This window comes from Streptomyces sp. NPDC038280 (assembly GCF_055600045.1).
In genome coordinates, this window is record NZ_JBVJYZ010000026.1 from 76,913 (window position 1) to 94,906 (window position 17,994).

At 70.3% G+C, this 17,994-nt stretch carries 20 protein-coding genes and 1 pseudogene; 18 read left to right on the forward strand and 3 right to left on the reverse strand.

The annotated features are described in order from the left end of the window. The first annotated feature begins 90 nt into the window (after window positions 1–90). The 7 genes and pseudogenes from ACZ7J0_RS32680 to ACZ7J0_RS32710 all read left to right on the forward strand — a co-directional run bounded on the left by ACZ7J0_RS32680 (window position 91) and on the right by ACZ7J0_RS32710 (window position 7,203). Window positions 91–915, forward strand: coding sequence for a hypothetical protein (locus ACZ7J0_RS32680; RefSeq protein WP_470893520.1), 825 nt, complete (start codon window positions 91–93; stop codon window positions 913–915). Between the two features lie 1,049 nt (window positions 916–1,964). Further along, a pseudogene (locus ACZ7J0_RS32685) lies at window positions 1,965–2,237 on the forward strand (peptidoglycan-binding protein); the annotation flags it as partial. A gap of 34 nt (window positions 2,238–2,271) precedes the next feature. Next, on the forward strand, window positions 2,272–2,628 hold the full coding sequence (locus ACZ7J0_RS32690; RefSeq protein ID WP_470893522.1) for a hypothetical protein: 357 nt from the start codon (window positions 2,272–2,274) through the stop codon (window positions 2,626–2,628). Between the two features lie 24 nt (window positions 2,629–2,652). Beyond that, window positions 2,653–3,003 carry a hypothetical protein gene (locus tag ACZ7J0_RS32695; RefSeq protein WP_470893524.1) on the forward strand — a complete coding sequence of 117 codons (351 nt, stop codon included), beginning with the start codon at window positions 2,653–2,655 and terminating at the stop codon, window positions 3,001–3,003. Beyond that, window positions 3,000–3,707: a collagen-like protein gene (locus ACZ7J0_RS32700; RefSeq protein WP_470893526.1), complete on the forward strand. Its 708-nt coding sequence runs from the start codon at window positions 3,000–3,002 to the stop codon at window positions 3,705–3,707. The genes ACZ7J0_RS32695 and ACZ7J0_RS32700 overlap by 4 nt, the downstream gene beginning before the upstream one ends. Before the next feature lie 12 nt (window positions 3,708–3,719). Continuing rightward, window positions 3,720–6,032 carry a GDSL-type esterase/lipase family protein gene (locus tag ACZ7J0_RS32705; protein WP_470893528.1) on the forward strand — a complete coding sequence of 771 codons (2,313 nt, stop codon included), beginning with the start codon at window positions 3,720–3,722 and terminating at the stop codon, window positions 6,030–6,032. A 145-nt stretch (window positions 6,033–6,177) separates the two neighbouring features. Further along, window positions 6,178–7,203 carry a hypothetical protein gene (locus ACZ7J0_RS32710; protein WP_470893529.1) on the forward strand — a complete coding sequence of 342 codons (1,026 nt, stop codon included), beginning with the start codon at window positions 6,178–6,180 and terminating at the stop codon, window positions 7,201–7,203. Between the two features lie 35 nt (window positions 7,204–7,238). Here ACZ7J0_RS32710 and ACZ7J0_RS32715 read toward each other — a convergent pair whose 3' ends face one another. Beyond that, window positions 7,239–7,637, reverse strand: coding sequence for a hypothetical protein (locus ACZ7J0_RS32715; RefSeq protein ID WP_470893531.1), 399 nt, complete (start codon window positions 7,635–7,637; stop codon window positions 7,239–7,241). 732 nt (window positions 7,638–8,369) lie between these two features. Here ACZ7J0_RS32715 and ACZ7J0_RS32720 point away from each other — a divergent pair. Genes ACZ7J0_RS32720 through ACZ7J0_RS32730 form a run of 3 tightly spaced genes read left to right on the forward strand, consistent with a single transcriptional unit; the run spans window position 8,370 to window position 10,963 of the window. Continuing rightward, window positions 8,370–8,690 (forward strand): hypothetical protein, encoded by a 321-nt coding sequence (locus ACZ7J0_RS32720; protein ID WP_470893533.1) that lies wholly within the window; start codon window positions 8,370–8,372, stop codon window positions 8,688–8,690. A 6-nt stretch (window positions 8,691–8,696) separates the two neighbouring features. After that, complete coding sequence (locus ACZ7J0_RS32725) at window positions 8,697–9,788, forward strand: tyrosine-type recombinase/integrase (RefSeq protein WP_470893535.1); 1,092 nt, start codon at window positions 8,697–8,699, stop codon at window positions 9,786–9,788. 11 nt (window positions 9,789–9,799) lie between these two features. Continuing rightward, window positions 9,800–10,963 (forward strand): helix-turn-helix domain-containing protein, encoded by a 1,164-nt coding sequence (locus ACZ7J0_RS32730; RefSeq protein WP_470893537.1) that lies wholly within the window; start codon window positions 9,800–9,802, stop codon window positions 10,961–10,963. 190 nt (window positions 10,964–11,153) lie between these two features. Here the strand turns inward: ACZ7J0_RS32730 and ACZ7J0_RS32735 are convergent, their stop codons facing one another. Together ACZ7J0_RS32735 and ACZ7J0_RS32740 are read right to left on the reverse strand one after the other, a co-directional pair. Then, the gene (locus ACZ7J0_RS32735) at window positions 11,154–11,573 is read right to left on the reverse strand and encodes a hypothetical protein (protein WP_470893539.1); all 420 of its coding nucleotides are present in this window, start codon (window positions 11,571–11,573) and stop codon (window positions 11,154–11,156) included. Between the two features lie 14 nt (window positions 11,574–11,587). Beyond that, the gene (locus ACZ7J0_RS32740; protein WP_470893541.1) at window positions 11,588–11,986 is read right to left on the reverse strand and encodes a WYL domain-containing protein; all 399 of its coding nucleotides are present in this window, start codon (window positions 11,984–11,986) and stop codon (window positions 11,588–11,590) included. Window positions 11,987–12,210: 224 nt separating this feature from the next. Here ACZ7J0_RS32740 and ACZ7J0_RS32745 point away from each other — a divergent pair, with 224 nt between their 5' ends. The 8 genes from ACZ7J0_RS32745 (at window position 12,211) to ACZ7J0_RS32780 (ending at window position 17,698) form a co-directional block, all read left to right on the forward strand. After that, window positions 12,211–12,750, forward strand: coding sequence for a hypothetical protein (locus tag ACZ7J0_RS32745; RefSeq protein ID WP_470893543.1), 540 nt, complete (start codon window positions 12,211–12,213; stop codon window positions 12,748–12,750). Between the two features lie 83 nt (window positions 12,751–12,833). Continuing rightward, window positions 12,834–13,793 (forward strand): Rad52/Rad22 family DNA repair protein, encoded by a 960-nt coding sequence (locus tag ACZ7J0_RS32750; protein WP_470893544.1) that lies wholly within the window; start codon window positions 12,834–12,836, stop codon window positions 13,791–13,793. After that, on the forward strand, window positions 13,793–15,484 hold the full coding sequence (locus ACZ7J0_RS32755) for a DNA cytosine methyltransferase (RefSeq protein WP_470893546.1): 1,692 nt from the start codon (window positions 13,793–13,795) through the stop codon (window positions 15,482–15,484). The genes ACZ7J0_RS32750 and ACZ7J0_RS32755 overlap by 1 nt, the downstream gene beginning before the upstream one ends. A 73-nt stretch (window positions 15,485–15,557) precedes the next feature. After that, window positions 15,558–15,758 carry a hypothetical protein gene (locus ACZ7J0_RS32760; protein WP_470893548.1) on the forward strand — a complete coding sequence of 67 codons (201 nt, stop codon included), beginning with the start codon at window positions 15,558–15,560 and terminating at the stop codon, window positions 15,756–15,758. After that, window positions 15,755–16,042, forward strand: coding sequence for a hypothetical protein (locus ACZ7J0_RS32765; RefSeq protein ID WP_470893550.1), 288 nt, complete (start codon window positions 15,755–15,757; stop codon window positions 16,040–16,042). Before ACZ7J0_RS32760 ends, ACZ7J0_RS32765 begins: the two co-directional genes overlap by 4 nt. After that, on the forward strand, window positions 16,039–16,881 hold the full coding sequence (locus tag ACZ7J0_RS32770) for a WhiB family transcriptional regulator (protein ID WP_470893553.1): 843 nt from the start codon (window positions 16,039–16,041) through the stop codon (window positions 16,879–16,881). The genes ACZ7J0_RS32765 and ACZ7J0_RS32770 overlap by 4 nt, the downstream gene beginning before the upstream one ends. After that, window positions 16,878–17,279: a hypothetical protein gene (locus tag ACZ7J0_RS32775; protein WP_470893554.1), complete on the forward strand. Its 402-nt coding sequence runs from the start codon at window positions 16,878–16,880 to the stop codon at window positions 17,277–17,279. Before ACZ7J0_RS32770 ends, ACZ7J0_RS32775 begins: the two co-directional genes overlap by 4 nt. After that, window positions 17,276–17,698 carry a hypothetical protein gene (locus ACZ7J0_RS32780; RefSeq protein WP_470893555.1) on the forward strand — a complete coding sequence of 141 codons (423 nt, stop codon included), beginning with the start codon at window positions 17,276–17,278 and terminating at the stop codon, window positions 17,696–17,698. Before ACZ7J0_RS32775 ends, ACZ7J0_RS32780 begins: the two co-directional genes overlap by 4 nt. Window positions 17,699–17,994: the final 296 nt, after the last annotated feature.

The window sequence follows — 17,994 nt, forward strand, 5'->3', positions numbered from 1 at the left end:
CGCCCCCGCACCACCCCCGAGGGACCGCACCAGCAAGGTGCGCTGATACACCGTCAGCTCTGGGCGCGGGGAGTGCAGGAGCACGGGCAGGTGCCCGACACCACGGTCCACACCTACGAGGTCCAGCCACATCTGGGACGCCACCAGGTGCTGGACCCGCGCAGCCTCGCCTACCGGCGCCCCTACGACGGGCAGCCGCTCCGACCTTCTGCGTGGGAGCCGCGCCTGCCCGTCCTGGACCAGCGCAACCTGACCGCCCAGGGCATCCACACAAGCTACGACTACGGCCTCGACAGCGACCTGGACGCGCTCGCGTCCTGCACCGGCAACGCAGCCACCGCCCTCCTGTCCATCCTGCTTTCTCCCGAGCGGGCCGCGGCCGCCGGGCTGCACACCTCCGACGCGGCGGCCGCCGAGCACTTCGCAATCGGCCTGTACGCCGACGCCACCGCCTGCGACCGCTGGCACGAATACGCCTGGCCGTCCGACGACGTCGGCTCCTCCGGACTCGGCGTCGCCAAGGCCATGCGGGACCGCGGCCTCATCGACCAGTACGGCCACGCCACCACCGCCGCAGAGCTCTGCACCCTGCTCCAGACGGGACCGGTGCTCATGGGCATGCCCTGGCACGCCGCCTTCACCAGCGACTTCGACACCGACGGCTTCATCGACGCCGACCCCACCTGGACCGCAAGCCCCATCGAGGGCGGCCACGAAGTGTGCCTGACCGCCCTCGAGTCCGTCGCCAGCATCGACGGCGCCCTCGAACCGGAGCACACCGTGCTCCGGTTCCGGAACTCCTGGGGGACCGGCTGGGGCGACGCCGGCGACGGACGGCTGCGCCTGTCCACCTACCTCGCCCTGCGCGACGAGATCGACCTCATCCAGCCCCGACTCGACGGAGTACTCCTGTGACCACCTTCCACGTGGCGGTCGACCACATCGACCCCGAGACGCTCGAGCTCACCACCACCTACCTGGGCACCGTCGACCAGGCCCACGTCGACGAAGTCCGCGCGATCGCCGACCTCGAGGACACCGAGCGGTGGGTCAAGGACCATCCCCGCCAGGCGGGCGCGTTCATGGTCCTGCGCGACGACGGCGACCTCGACGTTTACGTCCCCACCGATGCGCCCGGCTTTGTCATCCATATGCCCGAGCCCGGGCAGGAGCCCGCGGCCCTCGAGGACCTGCCGCGCGGCGCCTCCGGGCCCGCCTACATCGACGGGGTCGTACGGTTCGGCGACCAGGTCATCGGCGGCGCGATGGACACCCCCGGCAACCCGCCGAGGGTCACCTGGCACACCACCGAGTCCCCGGCCGGGAAGCCCTACTTCTACAGCGTGGCCGCCTACCTGATCAGGGTCGCCGCCGAGCCGCAGGTCATCTACGACCCCGAGTCCGACCTGCTCGGCCAGTTCGGCCCGCTCACCCAGTCCGGCCGCGCGCTGCGGAACGACGGCTCCCGCCGCACGAACCGCGAAGGCAAGGTCAACATTCAGGTCGAGGTCCTCGCCCGCGCGAAGAACCCCTGGACGAACGGCTTCGACCCGGCCAAGAAGCCCAACTTCCGCAAGCTCATCGCCGCCGGGCGCGCCCACGGAGTCCCCGACGTCTGGCCGGCCGGGAAGCCGATTGCCACCGCTGCCACCGCAACGAAGCGGGACCGCACCACCTGGCAGACCAAGGGCGGCCACTACGGCCACTGCCACGTCCCTGGCAACGACCATTGGGATCCCGGTGCGATCGACACCGCGATCGTGCCCGGCAAGGCCACGCCGACCGGCGGGAGCACGCCCGGCAGCGGGGGAGGGACTGGCTCGAGCACGACCACGTACACCGTGAAGGACGGCGACACCCTCTCCGAGATCGCCACCCGCTACGAGACCACCGTCGCCAAGCTCGTCTCCCTCAACGCCCTAAAGAACCCCGACAAGCTCGCCATTGGCCAGAAGCTCAAGGTCCCCGGCAAGCCCCCGGCCCCGCAGTACGAGCCGTTCCCGGGCGCGGCGTTCTTCCACGGCGGCCGCCGCAGCCCGATCATCACCGCGATGGGCCGCCGCCTCGTCGCCGAAGGCTGCAGCGCCTACAACCAGGGACCCGGCCCGCACTGGACCAACGCCGACCGCGAGTCCTACCGGCGCTGGCAGAAGAAGCTCCGCTACTCCGGCGCCGACGCCGACGGCATCCCCGGCAAGACCTCCTGGGACAAGCTCCGCGTCCCCAAGCAGCTCTGACCCCTCCCACCCCAGCCCCATCAAAGGAGTCCCCGTGAAGATCCTCGGCTACGAGCCCGTCGTGCTCATGAACACCCTCGCGGCCAGCCTCGGCCTCATCGTCAGCCTCGGCATCACCGGCCTGACCGACGCCATGGCAGGAGGCAGCGTCGCCTTCGTGACGGCCGTCCTCGGCGCGTACGCCGCGTGGAAGACGCGGCCGGTCGCCCCGCAGGCCTTCACCACCGTCGTCGCCGCCGGGGCCGTGCTGCTCGCCACCTTCGGCTACGACGTGGCCCAGGAGACCGTCGGCGCCATCAACGTCTTCGTCCTCGCCCTGCTGACGCTGCTCACCCGCGGACAGGTGACGCCCACGAGCACCGGCCCCCGTCGGCCGACCGTCCTGTCCTGACGCCCTTCCCTCCGGAGCCCCACCATGGCCGATGAGCCGACGAACGGTGAGCTGTCTCGGCTCATCGGCCTGCTTGACACGCGCTTCCAGAACGGCCTGGGCGACATCAACGCCCGCCTCGACAAGGTCGTCTCCCTCGACGTCTACACGATCCAGACCAGCTACCTCGAGCAGCGCCTGGCCGCGCTGCATTCCGACGGGCAGCGCAACGCCGACGCCACGAAGAAACTCGAGGACGAGTTCGAGAAGTACCAGAGGGACCAGGCCATCAAGCGTGAAGACGAGCGGCAGAAGCGCCTGTACCAGGCCGTCATCCCGGTCCTGATCTGCCTCGTCGGAGCCGCCATCTCACTCTGGTCGGTGATCTCGAAATGAAGCACCGTACGCCCGGGCGCATCGCCGCGGCCGCCACTCGACTCCTCCCGCGCGCCGAGCTGCTGCTCGCCACCACCCTGGTCTTCGTCGTCCTCTTTCTCGGCTGGCTCGCCGTGCAGGTCGTCACGCTGTCCCACGAACTGCGCACCGCCAACACGGCCCGCGACGCGCTGGCCCACCAGATAGAGGGACTGGGAGAGAAGCCGATCGCCGGCCCGCCCGGTTCCCGTGGTGAGCCCGGCCGCAGCGTCACCGGACCCTCCGGCCCACCCGGGTCACCTGGCCCCACAGGACCGGCCGGATCACCCGGCCCTGCCGGAACGGGTAAGCCGGGGCCCTCCGGCCCGCCTGGCGCGGACTCCACCGCCCCCGGGCCGACCGGACCGCCCGGACAGGACGCCACCGGCGCTCCGGGCCGCGACGGCGTGGATGGCGCCAACGGCAAGGACGGCGCCCCGGGACAGGACGGGCAGCCCGGCCGCGACGGAGCAGATGGAACGGACGGCAAGCCCCCGGCCAGCTGGACGTACACCGACGCCAAGGGCGTCACCTACGTCTGCACGCCGGTCGACGGCTTCGACCCCGACGCGCCCCGTTACACCTGCACGCCCACCAGCAGCCCAGCACCCGGCCCCGGGCCCAGCCAGCCGCAGAACACCGGGCTGACCATCCTCGGCCTGGCCCCGGACCGACGCCGCTACTGACCGGAGATCCTCATGCCGTTCCCTGATGGCCTGCCGACCACCCTGGTCCGCTACACCGCCGCCAGCCCCGCGGGCGGCGGCCCGGCCGTGGGCACGGTCGACTTCGCCCCGGCGGTGCCGGCCGTCGCGGTCCCCGACTTCGGCACGGTGTACTCCGGCAGCGGCACCTACAGCTTTGACAGCCTGGGGCGCCTGGTCGACGGCAACCAGGTCGGTGTGCGGCTCCTGCCCAACGACGTCCCGGGCGCCAACCCCAGCGACTGGGTGTGGCTGGTCACCGTGAGGATCAAAGGCGCGCCCGTGCGCCCCTTCTACATGCGCCTGTCGGTCACCCAGGACGAGGTAGACATGGCCCTGATCGACCAGATCGATCCCTCCCGCGCCCACTACGTCGCAGTCCCCGGCCCCCAGGGCGAGCCGGGCGTGCAGGGCGTGCCCGGGGTGCCGGGCGCCGACGGCCAAGACGGACAGGACGGGGCCCCCGGCGCGAAGGGCGACCCCGGAGACACCGGACCGGCAGGCCCCCAGCCGCCGCTCGGCGCGGCCGGAGAAGGCGCCGACATCGCCCTGCGCTCCACCGACCCCACGACTACCAACGCCCGAACGCCGACCTCGCACGCGGCCACGCACGCCACCGGAGGCACCGACCCGCTCACCCCGGCCGCCATCGGGGCTGAGACACCGGCGGGCGCCCAGACGAAGGCGGATCTCGCCCAGTCCGCGGCCATCGGCGCTGCGGCCACGGACGCCACCAACAAGGTCACCGTCCACGCCGGCGCGACAGACCCGCACGGCGCCCGGTCCTGGGCCACCGGCCAGTTCTACCCGCTGGCCTCGGGCAACGCCCTGGACGGCTACCTGAACGACAGCATCACTCGGATCGCAGCGATCGAGGGCGGCACTGCCTTCCTCGCAGGCCTGAACACCACCGGGCCCGCGCGGGTCATCAACAGCGACCTGCGCGTCGAGGGCACCGGCGGGACCGTCCGCCACGCCCTCAACGGCGCCGCGAACACCCTGGGCCTCTACGGCGCCACCCCCGTCGCCCAGCAGGCCGTCACCGGCAGCCGCAGCGACGGCACCGCGCTGGCGAACCTGCTGACGGCCCTGGGCGCCACCGGGCTCATCGCCAACGGCAGCACGGCCGGCATCGCCGAGCCCTGGCGACAGCGCCACCTTCCCGACCCCGTCGTCGCCGACACCCTCTACGCCGGTACCGCACCGTCCATCTCCACAGCGCAGACCACGACCCCCACCACCGGATACGTGAAGTACGCCCCGCCCGGAGTCGCCCTCACCGGCTCCGACGTCACCGGACCGTTCCGATACGCAGGAGCCGGCGGCTTCCAGATCGGCGCATCCGGCGCCGACGTCAACTACGTGAAGGCCACGTCCCGCTACCCCAACACCTGGACCAGCGGACAGGCCGTGTGGAGCGTCGAGTTCGGCACCGACGCCAAGGACTTCCAGCTCAAGTTCCAGTTCCAGACGGCGGCCGTGTACCGCCTGTCGATCGACGGCCGCCGGGTCACCGACCTCATGCAGTCAGTGGGCGGCACCACGCCCGGCTCCGGGCACCTGATGACCATCGACCTCGGCAGCGTGGCACCCCGCCGGATCCGGCTCGACTTCTACAACGTGCCCTTCGGCGGCATCTACCTTCCCCCCACCGCCACCATGTGGGGCCTCCCGCTGCAAGGCGGCCGCCTCATGGTCCTCGGCGACTCCATCAGCGACGGCTCCGCCCAGAACACCGGCGCCGGCGCGGGCACCTGGTTCAGCCGGGCCGCGCGGCTCCTCGGCTCCACCGACGCCTGGGAACAAGGCCGCGGCGGCACCGGCTACATCAGCGCCGGCACCAGCCCGGTCTACGCCACGTTCGGAAACAGGGCCGCCACCGACGTCATCGCCTGGGCCCCCGACAGGCTCATCATCTGGGGCGGCTACAACGACAACGGCGGCTCCCAAACGGCCATCGCGGCCGCCGCAGACGCGCTGTATGCGCAGGTCAAGGCGGGACTGCCAGGCTGCGAGGTATTCGTCATCGGCTGCTGGGCACCCACCGCCTCCCCGAGCGCGGGCATCACGAACACCGACACCACGCTGCGCGCGGCGGCCGCCACCGCAGGCTTCCGCTTCATCTCCCCGGTCACCGGCTCCGTCTACGACGGCACGGGGACGCTCGTGGCCACGCATGGACCGTGGATCACCACCGCCAACGTGGCCTCGTACGTCGGCGCGGGCGACGTGCACCCCACGGACGCCGGTCATCTGTACCTGGCCCGCCGGATTGTTGCGGCGGTGCGCGAGCTCATGCCCGCCTGAGCAGGGGGGCGGCGCCGCCCCGTTGTCCTATAGAAATGCACACTAAATAAGGTGATCAAGCACGCCAAGGGGCTGCGCCTCCGCCAACCTTCACCGTGCGCCCAATCCCCCTCACTGAGCCGCCAGCAGTGCGCATACTGTCTCGATGAGCGACGACCGCGAGAGATCTCGCATGGCCGGGCGGCAAATGAAGCCGTTTGGGGCCGACCTGCCTTACCGAGTTGCGGCCAGGCAACTCGCGCTGCGGGCCCGTCCGCCCATTCACCCGCTCGCGGGGGTGGCGGCAAAGGAAATCCGGCGACAGCAGGCCATGCGGGCGCGGGGGCGGTCCGTGAGCGTTAGCGCAGCCACCCAGGCGCTACGAGAGTTGGCGCCCCAGTTCGCGGTGCCGTGGTCCACGGTGTTCAAGCCAACCCTCGAGTGGGCGCAAGCGGCAGGTTTCGAGTTTGGTCCGTCTCGTATGGGGCCAGTGCTTCGCACGGTTTGGGAGCGCTTGGAGGCGAACCTGGACTACTGGGCCCCGAATTGGCCCGAGGACCAAGACATTGACGACCTGCTCCGTGTGATGAGAGCTGGGATTCCCCTCGTCTGGGTTCCTGATGCTGATGTTGTTGAGGAGCTGCTGGGTGCGGATGAGGACGAGCTGCTGGACGTCCTCGTCGATCACCGCGGGGAAGTGCTGAAGTCTTGCCGACGGCGCCTTGAGGAGGTGAAGCGAGAGAGCCTGGCGTACTGCGTGCAGCTGCTGAACGAGTGCGTCGATGTAGCGGCGACAGGCGCCTGGGCAGCCACGCAGTCGTTGGCAGCGTCGGTGTGGGACACGCTGATCCGTGGGATCTCGCGCCACTCCGACAAGTTGCGAAAGAAGACAAAGAACAAGGGATTGATCTTCGATTACAAGACCTTCAGTGACAACCTGCCGCAGTACAGCGAAGCGATCCTGATCTCGAAGGTTCGCTCGGTGTGCGTACTGGCGCCGATCCCCAGCGCCCTGAGTGCGTTTCACGGTGGGCCGGTGCCCGAGACGTACTCCCGGCACGCGACTGCGCATGCTGCCTCCCCGAAGCAGTACACACCGGCCAACGGGCTGATCTCGTTGATGCTCGCAGTCAGTCTGATCCGGGAGGTGGAAGCCAGTCGATGGCGTTGCACGATCGACTCGGCCGCGTGAGCGCGGCATACCTCCAGACGCCCCCGAGGCGCCGATTATTCTCCCTTCGGCGGCAGGTCCTCTTCGAGCCAGGTCAGGATCGATTCTTGGAGCGTCCTCTCTTCGGCGCTCAGGCTAGGGTCGGCGATCTTTCTGCGCACGTTGTCGATCGCCCGCTGGATGACGGCCGGGTCGCGGGCCGGCGGCGGGGCTGCCGGTTGTCTGCGGAGGGCGTGTCGCTGGGCGAGCTGCTCCCGGGTGATGTGCCCTTCGCGGTACGCGCGTTCCCATGCGGCTTCGGCGTGGTCTTCGTTCGGGTCGCCTTCGCGGAAGTCGAGCTCCCAGGCGTCGGGGTCGTCGACGGAGCCAGGCTCGGCGAGGGGGTCTGGGTCGTACGAGAGTCCATAATCGGGGCTGTGTGGGCCGTATTCCTCTTCGCTGTCTCGGCTGGTCATGGCCCGCTCCCCTCGTCGCGACGGATAGCTGGGATCGTACTGGTGCGGGTGAGTCGGCGGGATCGGATCGTGATCACCCTCGTATAATTTCCCATACCCGACTAGTGTGCCCAGACCGGACGCCCGTCGAGACATCGAGAGCGATCCGCCCACGCGAGGTGCCGGAGCTTAGGATCGTTCCTGGCGAAGAATCGAACGTTTCGAACAACTCCCCCTGGTTCGGGCAGTGTCGGAGGCATCGGTGCGTCTCGCTCCAGATAAGGTTTCTGATCCGCAGGGAGATGACGGCGGCGCGGTCGTGAGACCGTAGGGGCATGAAGCTCTGGGCCCGGCCTTCCCGCGCTGAGCCGCCGACGATGCGGCCGAACCCAACGCGGATTGCCGTCTTGGAACATGACCTGTTCGGCATCCAGCCAGAGCCGGGCACCGCAGCGGCTCTCGTGATAGCGATGCGCCGGGTAGGCGCGTGCCTTACCCACGACCCTGTCGAGACGACGGGCCTCGGTGACCCGGTGTCGAACGGCATGTGTACCCGCTGCGGCTGCCCCATGGTGCTCAGCGACGAGGGTAACTGGACGGCGGTCTAGCTGTGCTGTCTCGGGAGATTGTTACGACTCATGCCGGGTGAGCTCGGCCCTTAGGATCGCTCTCTCAGAAGCGCATAATCTGTGTTAAGCGTGAGACGGGTAGGGTGTGATCACGGCATCAGTCCGCCCTCAGAAGGAGTCGCACATGGCCGCCACGCCGGAGCACATCAACCGCATCGCGGACTTCGTCGAAGCGCGTATCGACGAGCAGTTCTCCGGCAAGAACGCCAATCGCTACTGGGATACGGACGACGCATCTCGCAACCTTCGCGCGCTGCTCGATGTGGTGAAGAGTCTGCGTTCGAGGGCGAGTCTGAGGGATGACGACGACGAGCCCAGCATGCGGGTGGCGGTCGGGCTGTCGATGAGCTTCGCGTGGATGGATCTGCAGCGCGTGGCCAAGCAGTGGAAGGACCACCCCGACTTCCTGCCGGAGTTCGGCTCGGAAGAACACGACGTGGCCTGACTCGCCGTGACTGAGCGCACCATCACCGCGCGGCCGCGCGCCGAGCTCGCCGCGCCGGGCTCGGCCGAGGAGGCCTTCTTCTACCTCCGGGACCTGCTGGGCACCGTCGCCCCCCGCGACCCGCGTACCCGGCGGCTCGGGCCGCGCCGCTACCGGCTCGAACTCCTCGCCGAATGTCTCGACCGTGACACCTTCCTCCTCGTCACCTCCTGGCTCGGCTCCGAGGCCGTGCCGGCCGTCACCTCCAAGCAGGCGTACGCCGACGACCTGCGCCTGTGGGCCGGTGTGGCACGGGAGTTGGGCGGTCACGAGCGGCTGTTCGTCGGAGCGATCACCCCCGGCATCATCGAGACCTGGACGAAGACGCAGAAGGCGCAGAAGAAGGCGCCACGCACGATCAACCGGCGCCTGTCGGTGCTGACCGCGCTGTCGGAGTACGCCAGGTGGAAGACGAAGGACGAGAGCATCGTCTCGCCGGTGACGAAGCACGACCGGCCCCGTCTCGACCCGCGGGACGAGACGACCGCCACTCCGATCCTCGAAGTGCCGGAGCTGCAGGCCGTCATCAACGCCGCCGACACCCCGCAACAGGCCCTCGTCCCGGTCCTCATCTACACGCTGGCCGGCCGGGTGACCGAGTGCTGCACCGCGCAGCTCCACCACCTGAAGACGCTCAACGAGCAGCGGGTCCTCGACCTGCGGCGCAAGGGCGGCAAGGGCCGCGCGTTCCCGCTGCCTGGCCGGCTCGGTGACCTCATCGACGCCGCCACCGCCGGGCGTACGGCCGGTGCGCTGCTCCTGGACGACCAGGGCCGGCCGATGGACCGGCACGCCGTTGACCGGCTCCTCACCCGTCTCGGCCGGGCCGCCGGTGTCCTGACGGACCGGGACCTCACTCCGCACGTGCTGCGCGCCTCGAAGCTCACTCACATGCACGATGAGGGAACTCGGGTGGAGGAGATCCAGGAGTATGCCGATCACGCGGCGATCGAGACGACGCTCCGCTACATCCGGCGCCGGGACGGCGGTGCGCTCAAGGCGAAGCACGCCGCGGCCGCCGTCGCCGTGTACGACCATCTGGTCGACCGGTTCGTGTGAGGGGAAGAGTCGTGGCGCAGCAGTACAGCGTGGCGTCGGTGCGGCAGCTTGCGGGCGTGGTGGAGCGGGTGGCGCCGCGGGATCCGGCATCGTGGGAGCGGCGTGAGCCTGCTCCGGCGGCGGCCGGTCTGCGGGCGCAGGTGTCGCGGGCGCGGGCGGATCAGCTGTGGATGGTGGTCGGGATGTTCGACCGGGCGGTGGGCCGGGAGGAGATGCCGGACCGTGCCCGGCGGTCGGCCGCGCAGCTGTTCACGTGGCGCGCCCTGCAGTCGTTTTGGGGGTTGGCGGTCGCCGGCGAGCTGCGTCACTTCGCGAAGGATGTGGGCAAGCCGGTGCCGCTGCCGTCGCAGCGGATCGTGCGGGACTGTCTGCGGATCCTGGCCGATCTGGTGGTGCCGGAGAAGGCGGTGCGGCTGCCGGTGGTGGATAAGCCGGAGCTGAAGGCGACGGTGGACGCCCGGTCACGTGCGGCGCTGTACCGGGGGCTGGCGGACATGGCCGCTGAGGGGCCCCTGGAGCAGGACGGGATCGGACTGTCGGCGGCGGAGCGGGCGCGGCTGCTGGCGATGGTGGCGATTGTGCTGGATGCGGGGACCCGGTCGGGGGAGTTGGCTGCGCTGCGGCTGGCGGATGTGGCGTCGGGTGAGGCGGCGGTGGGGGTGCGGCGGCGTCAGCAGAAGGCGCCGCCGCCCCGGATCGAGGAGATCGCGGCGTTGGCTGAGGTGCATCCGGAGACGGTGCGGTCGGTGCTGGGCGGGTGGCTGGAGCGGGTGTCGGAGGAGAGCCGGCAGCGGGTTCTTGCGGCGGTCGAGGAGTTGCCGGCGGTGCCGGAGGTGGAGTGGTACCCGCTGCGGGAGGGCTCCCGGGTGGCGGTGCGGCGCTGGCTTGAGATGCGGGAGCAGGTGGTCGAGGCGCTGCCCCTCGAGGGCGGGCGTTCTGCGCTGTGGGTGACGCTACGGGCGTCGAAGACCGGGCCGCCGGGGGTCACGATCCGCGCGGGTGGGCTGCGGCAGGCGTACACGAAGGGCATCGTCGCGCTCAACTGGGTGATGGCCGGCCGGTACGGGTGGTCGCCGCTGCCGACGACGATGGAGCAGCTGCGGCGCGCGGTGGAGGTGACCCCGTTGGATGCGCCTGCGGGCGGTGCGGGGCCGGGCGTCGTACGGTCGGACTGACACCCGCTGGGTGGTCCTGGAGGCCCCGCGTTTCTTCGCACGTTGCGCGGGGCCACGCACATGGGGCTCTGCGCAGAGGGCTGGTGCCCTGACGAGATGATCCGCTACGCTGCGCGTGCGCAATGCGTGTGACTTTCAAGGCCACCACCCCAGGTTCGGGGCGGTGGCCTTCGGTGCTTCTGGGCGGGTGTCAGGACTCGCGGTCGACGATGTGCCGCAGGGCGTCCAACTGGTTGGCCAGGTCTGTCCGGTCACGGGTAGACATTTCGCTGACCAGGGTGGCGGCGGTCGCGTAGTCCTCCTTGGCGACCGCGTGAAGGGCTGCGTGCTGCGGCTTCTCGGGGATGGGGCGGTAGGCCTCGACCAGGGTGCGCAGCCAGCCCGGCCAGGTGTCCGGGGCAGCGAGGTCCTCCTTGGAGACGAACAGGCTCCCGGCGGTGGTGAAGTACCGGATGACGCTGATGCGGTCGCCGTTGTAGGTGAGCCGGAGGCCGTTGATGACGTACTGCTCGTCACCCTGCCCGTCTTCGGGGGTGACTGGCGGGGCGTCGGTGATGTGGAACTCGACCTGGTGGGATGCGGTCTTGCGGGTGAGGGTGCTGGTGGTCACGTGGGCTTCCTCGGTTAGGCGGCGAGTGCGGTGTCGGAGCGGGTGACGGCGGTGCGGGGGAGGTAGTCGCGGCCGAGTTCGCGGGCGATGAGCTGCGCGGCGCTGCGGACGACGACGACCTTTCCGGCCGGGGTCGTTGCCTCCTCGCGTTCCAGGACGAACGCGGCGCGGTGGCAGGTGTAGGAGACGATCCGGTGGAGCAGGAAGCCGCGCGCTTCCTTGCGCAGGCGGCACATGGCACGGACCTCGATGCGACCACCCTTGGTGGTGCGGATGTCGTACGGCTCGATGGTCCTGATCGTCTCGCCGCCGTCTTCGTCGAGGTAGGTGATGGTGACGGCGGTGCGGTGGTCGAGGGACCGGTAAAGGTCGGCGAGGGTGCGGGTGCTGGTCTGGCGGTTGGTGTGCTTCACGGTGTCCCCCGCTCGTTGTGGTGTGGCTCCACTCTATCGTTAACGTATTGCAGAAGCAATACGTTAACGTCTATGGTGTGACCACCGGGGCACCCCGGAACCCGACTCGCAGGCGCATTACCGTATGGCGCCCGCAATACGTTATGGAGGAGACTGGCGTGAACGCCCCCACGCGCCCGCCGACCCACCGGTCCAAGCGGCGCCCGCCGAAAGGACCCACCTACGTGCCCCGCACTCCCAGCACCGCCGCGGCCCAGCAACTGCGCGACGACCTGACCACCGCAGCCGCCGCGCTGCGCAAGGCGGGAGAGAAGAACCTCGCCCAGGCCGTCGACAAGGTCCTCGCCCCCCACGGCTGGGTCCTGCTGCGCGCCGGCGAGTCCCTCAGCAAGTCGGACGCCGAGGGCGAGTCGAATGTGCCCGTACGTATGGCCCTGGCCGACCGGGACCGCGCCAAGGCGCTGGCGGAGCAGGCCGGCGAGACCCTCACCGGCATCGCTGAAGAGGCTTTCCGCGACTTCCTGGACGGCACGTTCGTGCCGCTGGTCCGGCGCGCCGGCCGCAAGACGGTCAGCAACGTCGCCAAGGGCAGCCTGAACCTGCGGCCCGACGTCGACCTGGCCAACGCCGTCCGCGCGAAGTGCGAGGCGATGAACGCCGCCGGCCACCACCCGAAGATCGCGATCTCGAACGTGGCCAGGGCCGCCATCGAGGCCCGCTACCAGATCGGCCTGTACGCCCCCGAGGACGAGCCGGCCCAGTAGGACCCGCACCGCGCGGAACGGGTCTGGACGCCGACAACTAGACCCCTACCGCCGCACCACGTGACAACCCCATAGGAGACCTCATGGCCACGGCCACCGAGGCCCCCGCCACCACCCCGGCGGAGGGCCCGACCCACCACGTCCTGAACCAGCCCGCTCCCACCCGTCGCCAGGGCGCCCTGTCCGAACTCCAGATCGGCCACCTGCTGCGGCCGGTCCACCCGGACCGCGTGGGCAAGGACGGCAAGGGCTTCGCCCACATGGAAGCGTGGGACATCAAGCGGCACCTGATCCGCATCTTCGGATTCGGCGGACACGACATCGACCTGCTCGACGTCACTCTCATCAGCGAGACCAGCCAGATGCTGCGCAAGAGGAACCGGGACGGTCAGGAGTACGGAGCCGAGTACGAGGCCTGGACCGTCATCTACCGGGTGTCCGTACGCCTGGCCGTAAAGGTCGACGGCATCGAGATGGGGCACTGGACCGGCGTGGCAACAGGCGACGCGACGAACCAGCCTTCCCGGGCCGACGCACACGACCTGGCCTTGAAGACCGCGGACTCGCAGGCGTTGAAGCGTGCCGCCACGAACCTCGGCGACCAGTTTGGCCTGTCGCTGTACAACAAGGGCCGTTTGGACCCGGTCGTGCAGGCCTCGCTGCCGTACTGGAAGGCGCCGAAGGAGACCGAGTTCAGGGACGACAAGGTGGAGGCGGAGCCCGAGGTCGCCGCAGCCCGCCAGGAGGCGGACGAGGTTACGGCCCACGCCGCGGTGACGCCCAACACCGTTCCTTCACCAGCCACCGGTGCTCCGACGGCTTCGCGTGAGCACCTGGCGAAGCTGATGCAACAAACCTCGGATTGCTGGAAGCACCCGCAGGTACTGGAGCAGATCAAGGCCGACGCGGAGACGCATCAGGTCCTTGATGAGCAGTTCGCGGCGAAGGACGGCACGGTAACCACTCTCCGCAAGGTCCTCGACGACCAAATCGCGTCCCTGAAGCGCGCGGCCGCCGACCGAAACGAAAGGAGCGCCGCCTGATGCCCCGCCGCACGATGCAGCAGACGCGTACAGCCACGCACCGGCCAGCCGTCAGGCGCCGGCGGTTCCGTCACGACGACCTGGTCGCCGTCGACTTGTTCTCCGGCTTCGGGGGCCTCACCGAAGGCATCAAGAGGGCAGGGTTCACCACGATCATGGCGGCGAACCACAACAGATACAAGGTCGAGGTCCACGAGGCGAACCATCCCGAGGCCGAGCACTGGATCGCCGACCTGGTCGACCCCGAGGCCGCGGACTACCACTCCGCCCGCGACCTTCCCGCTGCGGACCTGCTGGTCGCCGGGGTGAGCTGCGTGAACCATTCCCAGGCCAACACGACCAAGGCGTACGCCCAGGGGCTGTCCCTCTTTAGCATGGACGACCCCGACTACGAAGACCGAGTGACCCGCTCCGAGCGGGACCGGGCGACCGCGAACTGCGTGCTGCACTACGCGCAGGCACACCGGCCGCGAATGATCCTCGTGGAGTGCACCACCGAGCTTCAGTCATGGGGTCCGCTCCTGCCCGGCAGCAAGAAGATCGGCGACGGCAGCACCTACCGGTGGTGGCTCAAGCAGTTCGACCTGCTCGACTACAACTACCGAGTGCTGTTCCTGAACTCTCAATTCTTCGGGGTTCCGCAGTCCCGCAACCGCGGCTACTGGGTGTTCGTGCACAAGTCGCTGCCGATGCCGGACCTGGAGCACCGGCCGGTGTCCCGCTGCCACCGCTGCGATAAGGACGTGGAGGCCGTCTGGACCTGGCGCACGGGAATCCCGCCGACCGGGAAGGTCGCCTACGGCGAGCAGTACGAGTACCGGTGCCCGTCGTGCCGGACCCGCGTCGAGCCGCCGGCCACGCCGTCACTCGCCGCGCTCGACCTCAGCGACCTCGGTACCCGCATCGGCGATCGGCCGGTCAAGACGTTCAAGGACGGCCACCGCGGGCCGTTCGCCGCGTCGACGACCGCCCGAATCGAGCGGTGCCGACAGAAGTTCGCCGACTTCCCGGCGATCCTGATGCCCGCGAAGGGCGTGCACGGCTCGGAGCGGCTGCTGCTGCAGCCGCTGGCGACGCAGACGAGCCAGCAGGAGGCGGCTCTCCTGTCGACCGGCCCGGGACTGTGGGAGGAGACGGCGCTCGCGCTCGCCGTCGACAACTACCAAGGCGCCCCGCGCGGCGCTGGCGACCCGCTGCCCACCCAGGTCGGGTCCGAGACCCTCGCCGTTGTTTCCTCCGGGGTCATCCCGTACCGGAAGCACACCGTGCCGGCGGTTCACACGGAACCCATGTCGACGTTCACCGCGGAACAGATCCCCGGCGTGCTCACCGCGGCCGGCTGGTTCAAGCAGAACGGGCCCACCGGCACCGAGACCGCCACCCACCCGGTCACCGACCCGCTCGGCACGCTCACCTCCCGTGACACCACAGCGCTCCTCACCGCCCGGTGGGGGCCCGCACTGTCGCAGGTGCCGTTCGAGGAGTGCTCCTACCGCATGATGGCCGCCCACGAGATCGGCCGCGGCTGCGGATTCGACGTCGACTTCCGCGATCACACCGGCACCTTCATCGTGTGGGGCACCGCCCGTGACCAGGTCGACGGCTTCGGCAACGCCGTCTCCCCCCAGGTCGGTACCTGGATCGGAACCCGGCTGCGGGCCATCCTCCACACCTCCAGGGCCGCGGCATGAGCGTCGTCGGCCGTCCACGCACCTGACCCCGCGCACGGCGGGGCCCCCACCACCACCTGAAGGAGACCCCGCCGTGGCCAACATCGTGCTGCTCGTCGCCGTCATCGGCGCACTCTGCTGCCTCGCCGAGTCGTCCTGGTGGCGTCTGCGGCGCCGGGCGGATGCCCGCCGGGCCCTCGACCAGGCCCACACGGTCGTCATCGCCGAGGCGATCGTCCGCCGCACCTACCGCACCGTCGGCGACCTGTACGAGACGCCCCGGTCCCGCCGGTGAAGCCCCTCAAGCACTTCGCCCTGGCCGCCGCGGTGCTCGCGGCGGCCGCCGCGGTGCTCGCGGCGGCCGCCGCCGTACAGAAGCTGCGTGCCGCGCACCGCACCGCACGCGGCCACCAGGCGGCCGACCGGCTGACGGCCGCCGCCCGCCAGCGGGACCTGGCCGCCTTCCGCGCCCGCCACGCCCGCACGACCCGCCAGCAGACCGCCGTCGACCAGGCCGCCCACGTCATCGACACGGCACTCGCCCGCCACACGCACCCACAGGAAGGGGGCTCGACATGACCACCACCACCCAGGCGTACACGACGCTGACCGAGCACCGGCACTACCGCTACCGCGGCTGCGCCCCCGACCCCGACCAGCCCGGCCGCGCCGCCGGCGACCCCACCGTGTCCGTGAACGTCTGGGCCGCCTCCACCGCCGACGGCGGCGAATCCCAGCGCGACCGCCTCGCCCGGGAGAAGGCCGCCAAGACCCTCTGCGCGCGTTGCCCCGTCATCGACGCCTGCCGCACCTACGCCAACACCGAAACCGTGGACGGGGGCCTGGCCGAGCCGGAAGGCATCTGGGGCGGACAGCTCGCCCTCGAGCGCCACCGCGCCCTCATCGCCCGCCGCACCGGCACCCCGACCACCGTCGACGTCCCCGCCGACGCGATCGACGCCGCCCGCTCCCCGCAAAAACTCCGCCTGCTGCGCGCACTCGCGCGAGAGACCGACACCGAACTGGTCGCCTACCGCGCCGGCATGGACGTACGGACCAGCAACTGGCAGCGGGCCGCCCTGTGCACCCTCCTCGGCCTGGACAAGGAGACCGCGACCCGCGAGCAGCTCCTCACCCTCGCCCAGAGCATCGGACTCCTCCCCGCCAGCCTGCGCATCACCCCCGACGGCCGCTGGCCCATCGCCGCCGCCCCCACCACCGACGGCGCCCGCCAGCGCCGCCTCGCCCCCACCCGGCCCGTCCAGCTCACCATCCCCGGCATGCCCACCTACCCACGCGGCCGCCGCACCCCCACCCAGCCGCCCCAGCCACGGGCCCGGTTGCGCCTCATCACCGTCCAGCCGGCCACCCCCGCACCGCTGCCCCTGCCGTACCGCGCCCTGGAGCCCGCCGCATGACCACCCCAACCCCGACCCCCGGCCCCGACACGGCAGTCGTCGACCAGGCTCTCGCCGAGCGTTGCACCAGCAGCGGCGAATACCTCGCCGGCCTCCTCGCCCACGCCATGCTCGAGGCCGCCGGGCAGCCCGAACATCTCCCCGCGCTTCTCTTCCCCGACCTCGACCCCCAGGTCGTCGAACGGGTGTGGAACACCGCCCTGCCCGTCGGCTACCGCCTCGGCCGCCTCACCGCACAACCCCGCTGGACCCCTCAAGCGCTCCACCGCCTGCGCACCGCCCTCACGGGCGCCGGATACCAGGCCATGGGCCGCCTCGCCGCTCGCTCCGCCAACACCCTGCCCCCCGCACACCCGGCCGACGCCGAACAGCACACCACCCGCCCGGACCGGACGTGACGGGCCAGCGGGGCCGGGGCCGGCCCGCCACCTTCGACGAGCCGCTGCGGCAGAAGTTCCTCACCGCCGTCGCCCACGGTATGACCCTCACCGAGGCCGCCGCCCACGTCGGCCTCCACCGCAACGTCCCCACCCGCCGCGCCCGCACCGACCCCGACTTCGCCACCCGGCTCGCCGACGCCAAAGCCCTCGGCAGAAAGCACCGGATCGACAACCTCCCCCACGACGAGTACCGCTACAACGTCCACGGCTGTCGCTGCCCCCGCTGCCGTACCGCCCACGCCAGCGGCCGCGCCGTACGCCGCGCCGAGCAACCACCTCCCGACACCGGCGACATCACCCCCACCGCCGGCCGGGAGTCCCCCACTTCCTTTTTGCTGCCAGAACGTCTTCTGGTCCGGCCACCCAGGGCTGCCTGAACACCTTATTTAGTGTGCGTTTTTATAGGACACGGCCAGCGGCCCGTACGCCTGTCCGATGACCTGGATATCTGATGACAAGTCGACTGGTACGACACGTTCCGAAGGGAGCTGTTCAAGTGACGAGCTCAAGAGATAGGCTGCGCCTGGCGCCAGACGACCACTCAGATATGAGCAAGGCCGAACGGACCGCCACACAACGTCAAAAGGCCCCGCTCGCTCCTTGCGGAGCAGTCCGAATGTTGGTCGCATCCGGACGCGGGGCCCGCCGACACCCCACCGCGGAAACGAATGAA

What these genes read in the sequence shown, in the direction of transcription:
- ACZ7J0_RS32695 (WP_470893524.1), top strand. Translation starts at nt 2,653, where the DNA reads ATGGCCGATGAGCCGACGAACGGTGAGCTGTCTCGGCTCATCGGCCTG.
- ACZ7J0_RS32700 (WP_470893526.1), top strand. Translation starts at nt 3,000, where the DNA reads ATGAAGCACCGTACGCCCGGGCGCATCGCCGCGGCCGCCACTCGACTC.
- ACZ7J0_RS32705 (WP_470893528.1), top strand. Translation starts at nt 3,720, where the DNA reads ATGCCGTTCCCTGATGGCCTGCCGACCACCCTGGTCCGCTACACCGCC.
- ACZ7J0_RS32710 (WP_470893529.1), top strand. Translation starts at nt 6,178, where the DNA reads ATGAGCGACGACCGCGAGAGATCTCGCATGGCCGGGCGGCAAATGAAG.
- ACZ7J0_RS32715 (WP_470893531.1), bottom strand. Translation starts at nt 7,637, where the DNA reads ATGACCAGCCGAGACAGCGAAGAGGAATACGGCCCACACAGCCCCGAT.
- ACZ7J0_RS32720 (WP_470893533.1), top strand. Translation starts at nt 8,370, where the DNA reads ATGGCCGCCACGCCGGAGCACATCAACCGCATCGCGGACTTCGTCGAA.
- ACZ7J0_RS32750 (WP_470893544.1), top strand. Translation starts at nt 12,834, where the DNA reads ATGGCCACGGCCACCGAGGCCCCCGCCACCACCCCGGCGGAGGGCCCG.
- ACZ7J0_RS32755 (WP_470893546.1), top strand. Translation starts at nt 13,793, where the DNA reads ATGCCCCGCCGCACGATGCAGCAGACGCGTACAGCCACGCACCGGCCA.
- ACZ7J0_RS32770 (WP_470893553.1), top strand. Translation starts at nt 16,039, where the DNA reads ATGACCACCACCACCCAGGCGTACACGACGCTGACCGAGCACCGGCAC.
- ACZ7J0_RS32775 (WP_470893554.1), top strand. Translation starts at nt 16,878, where the DNA reads ATGACCACCCCAACCCCGACCCCCGGCCCCGACACGGCAGTCGTCGAC.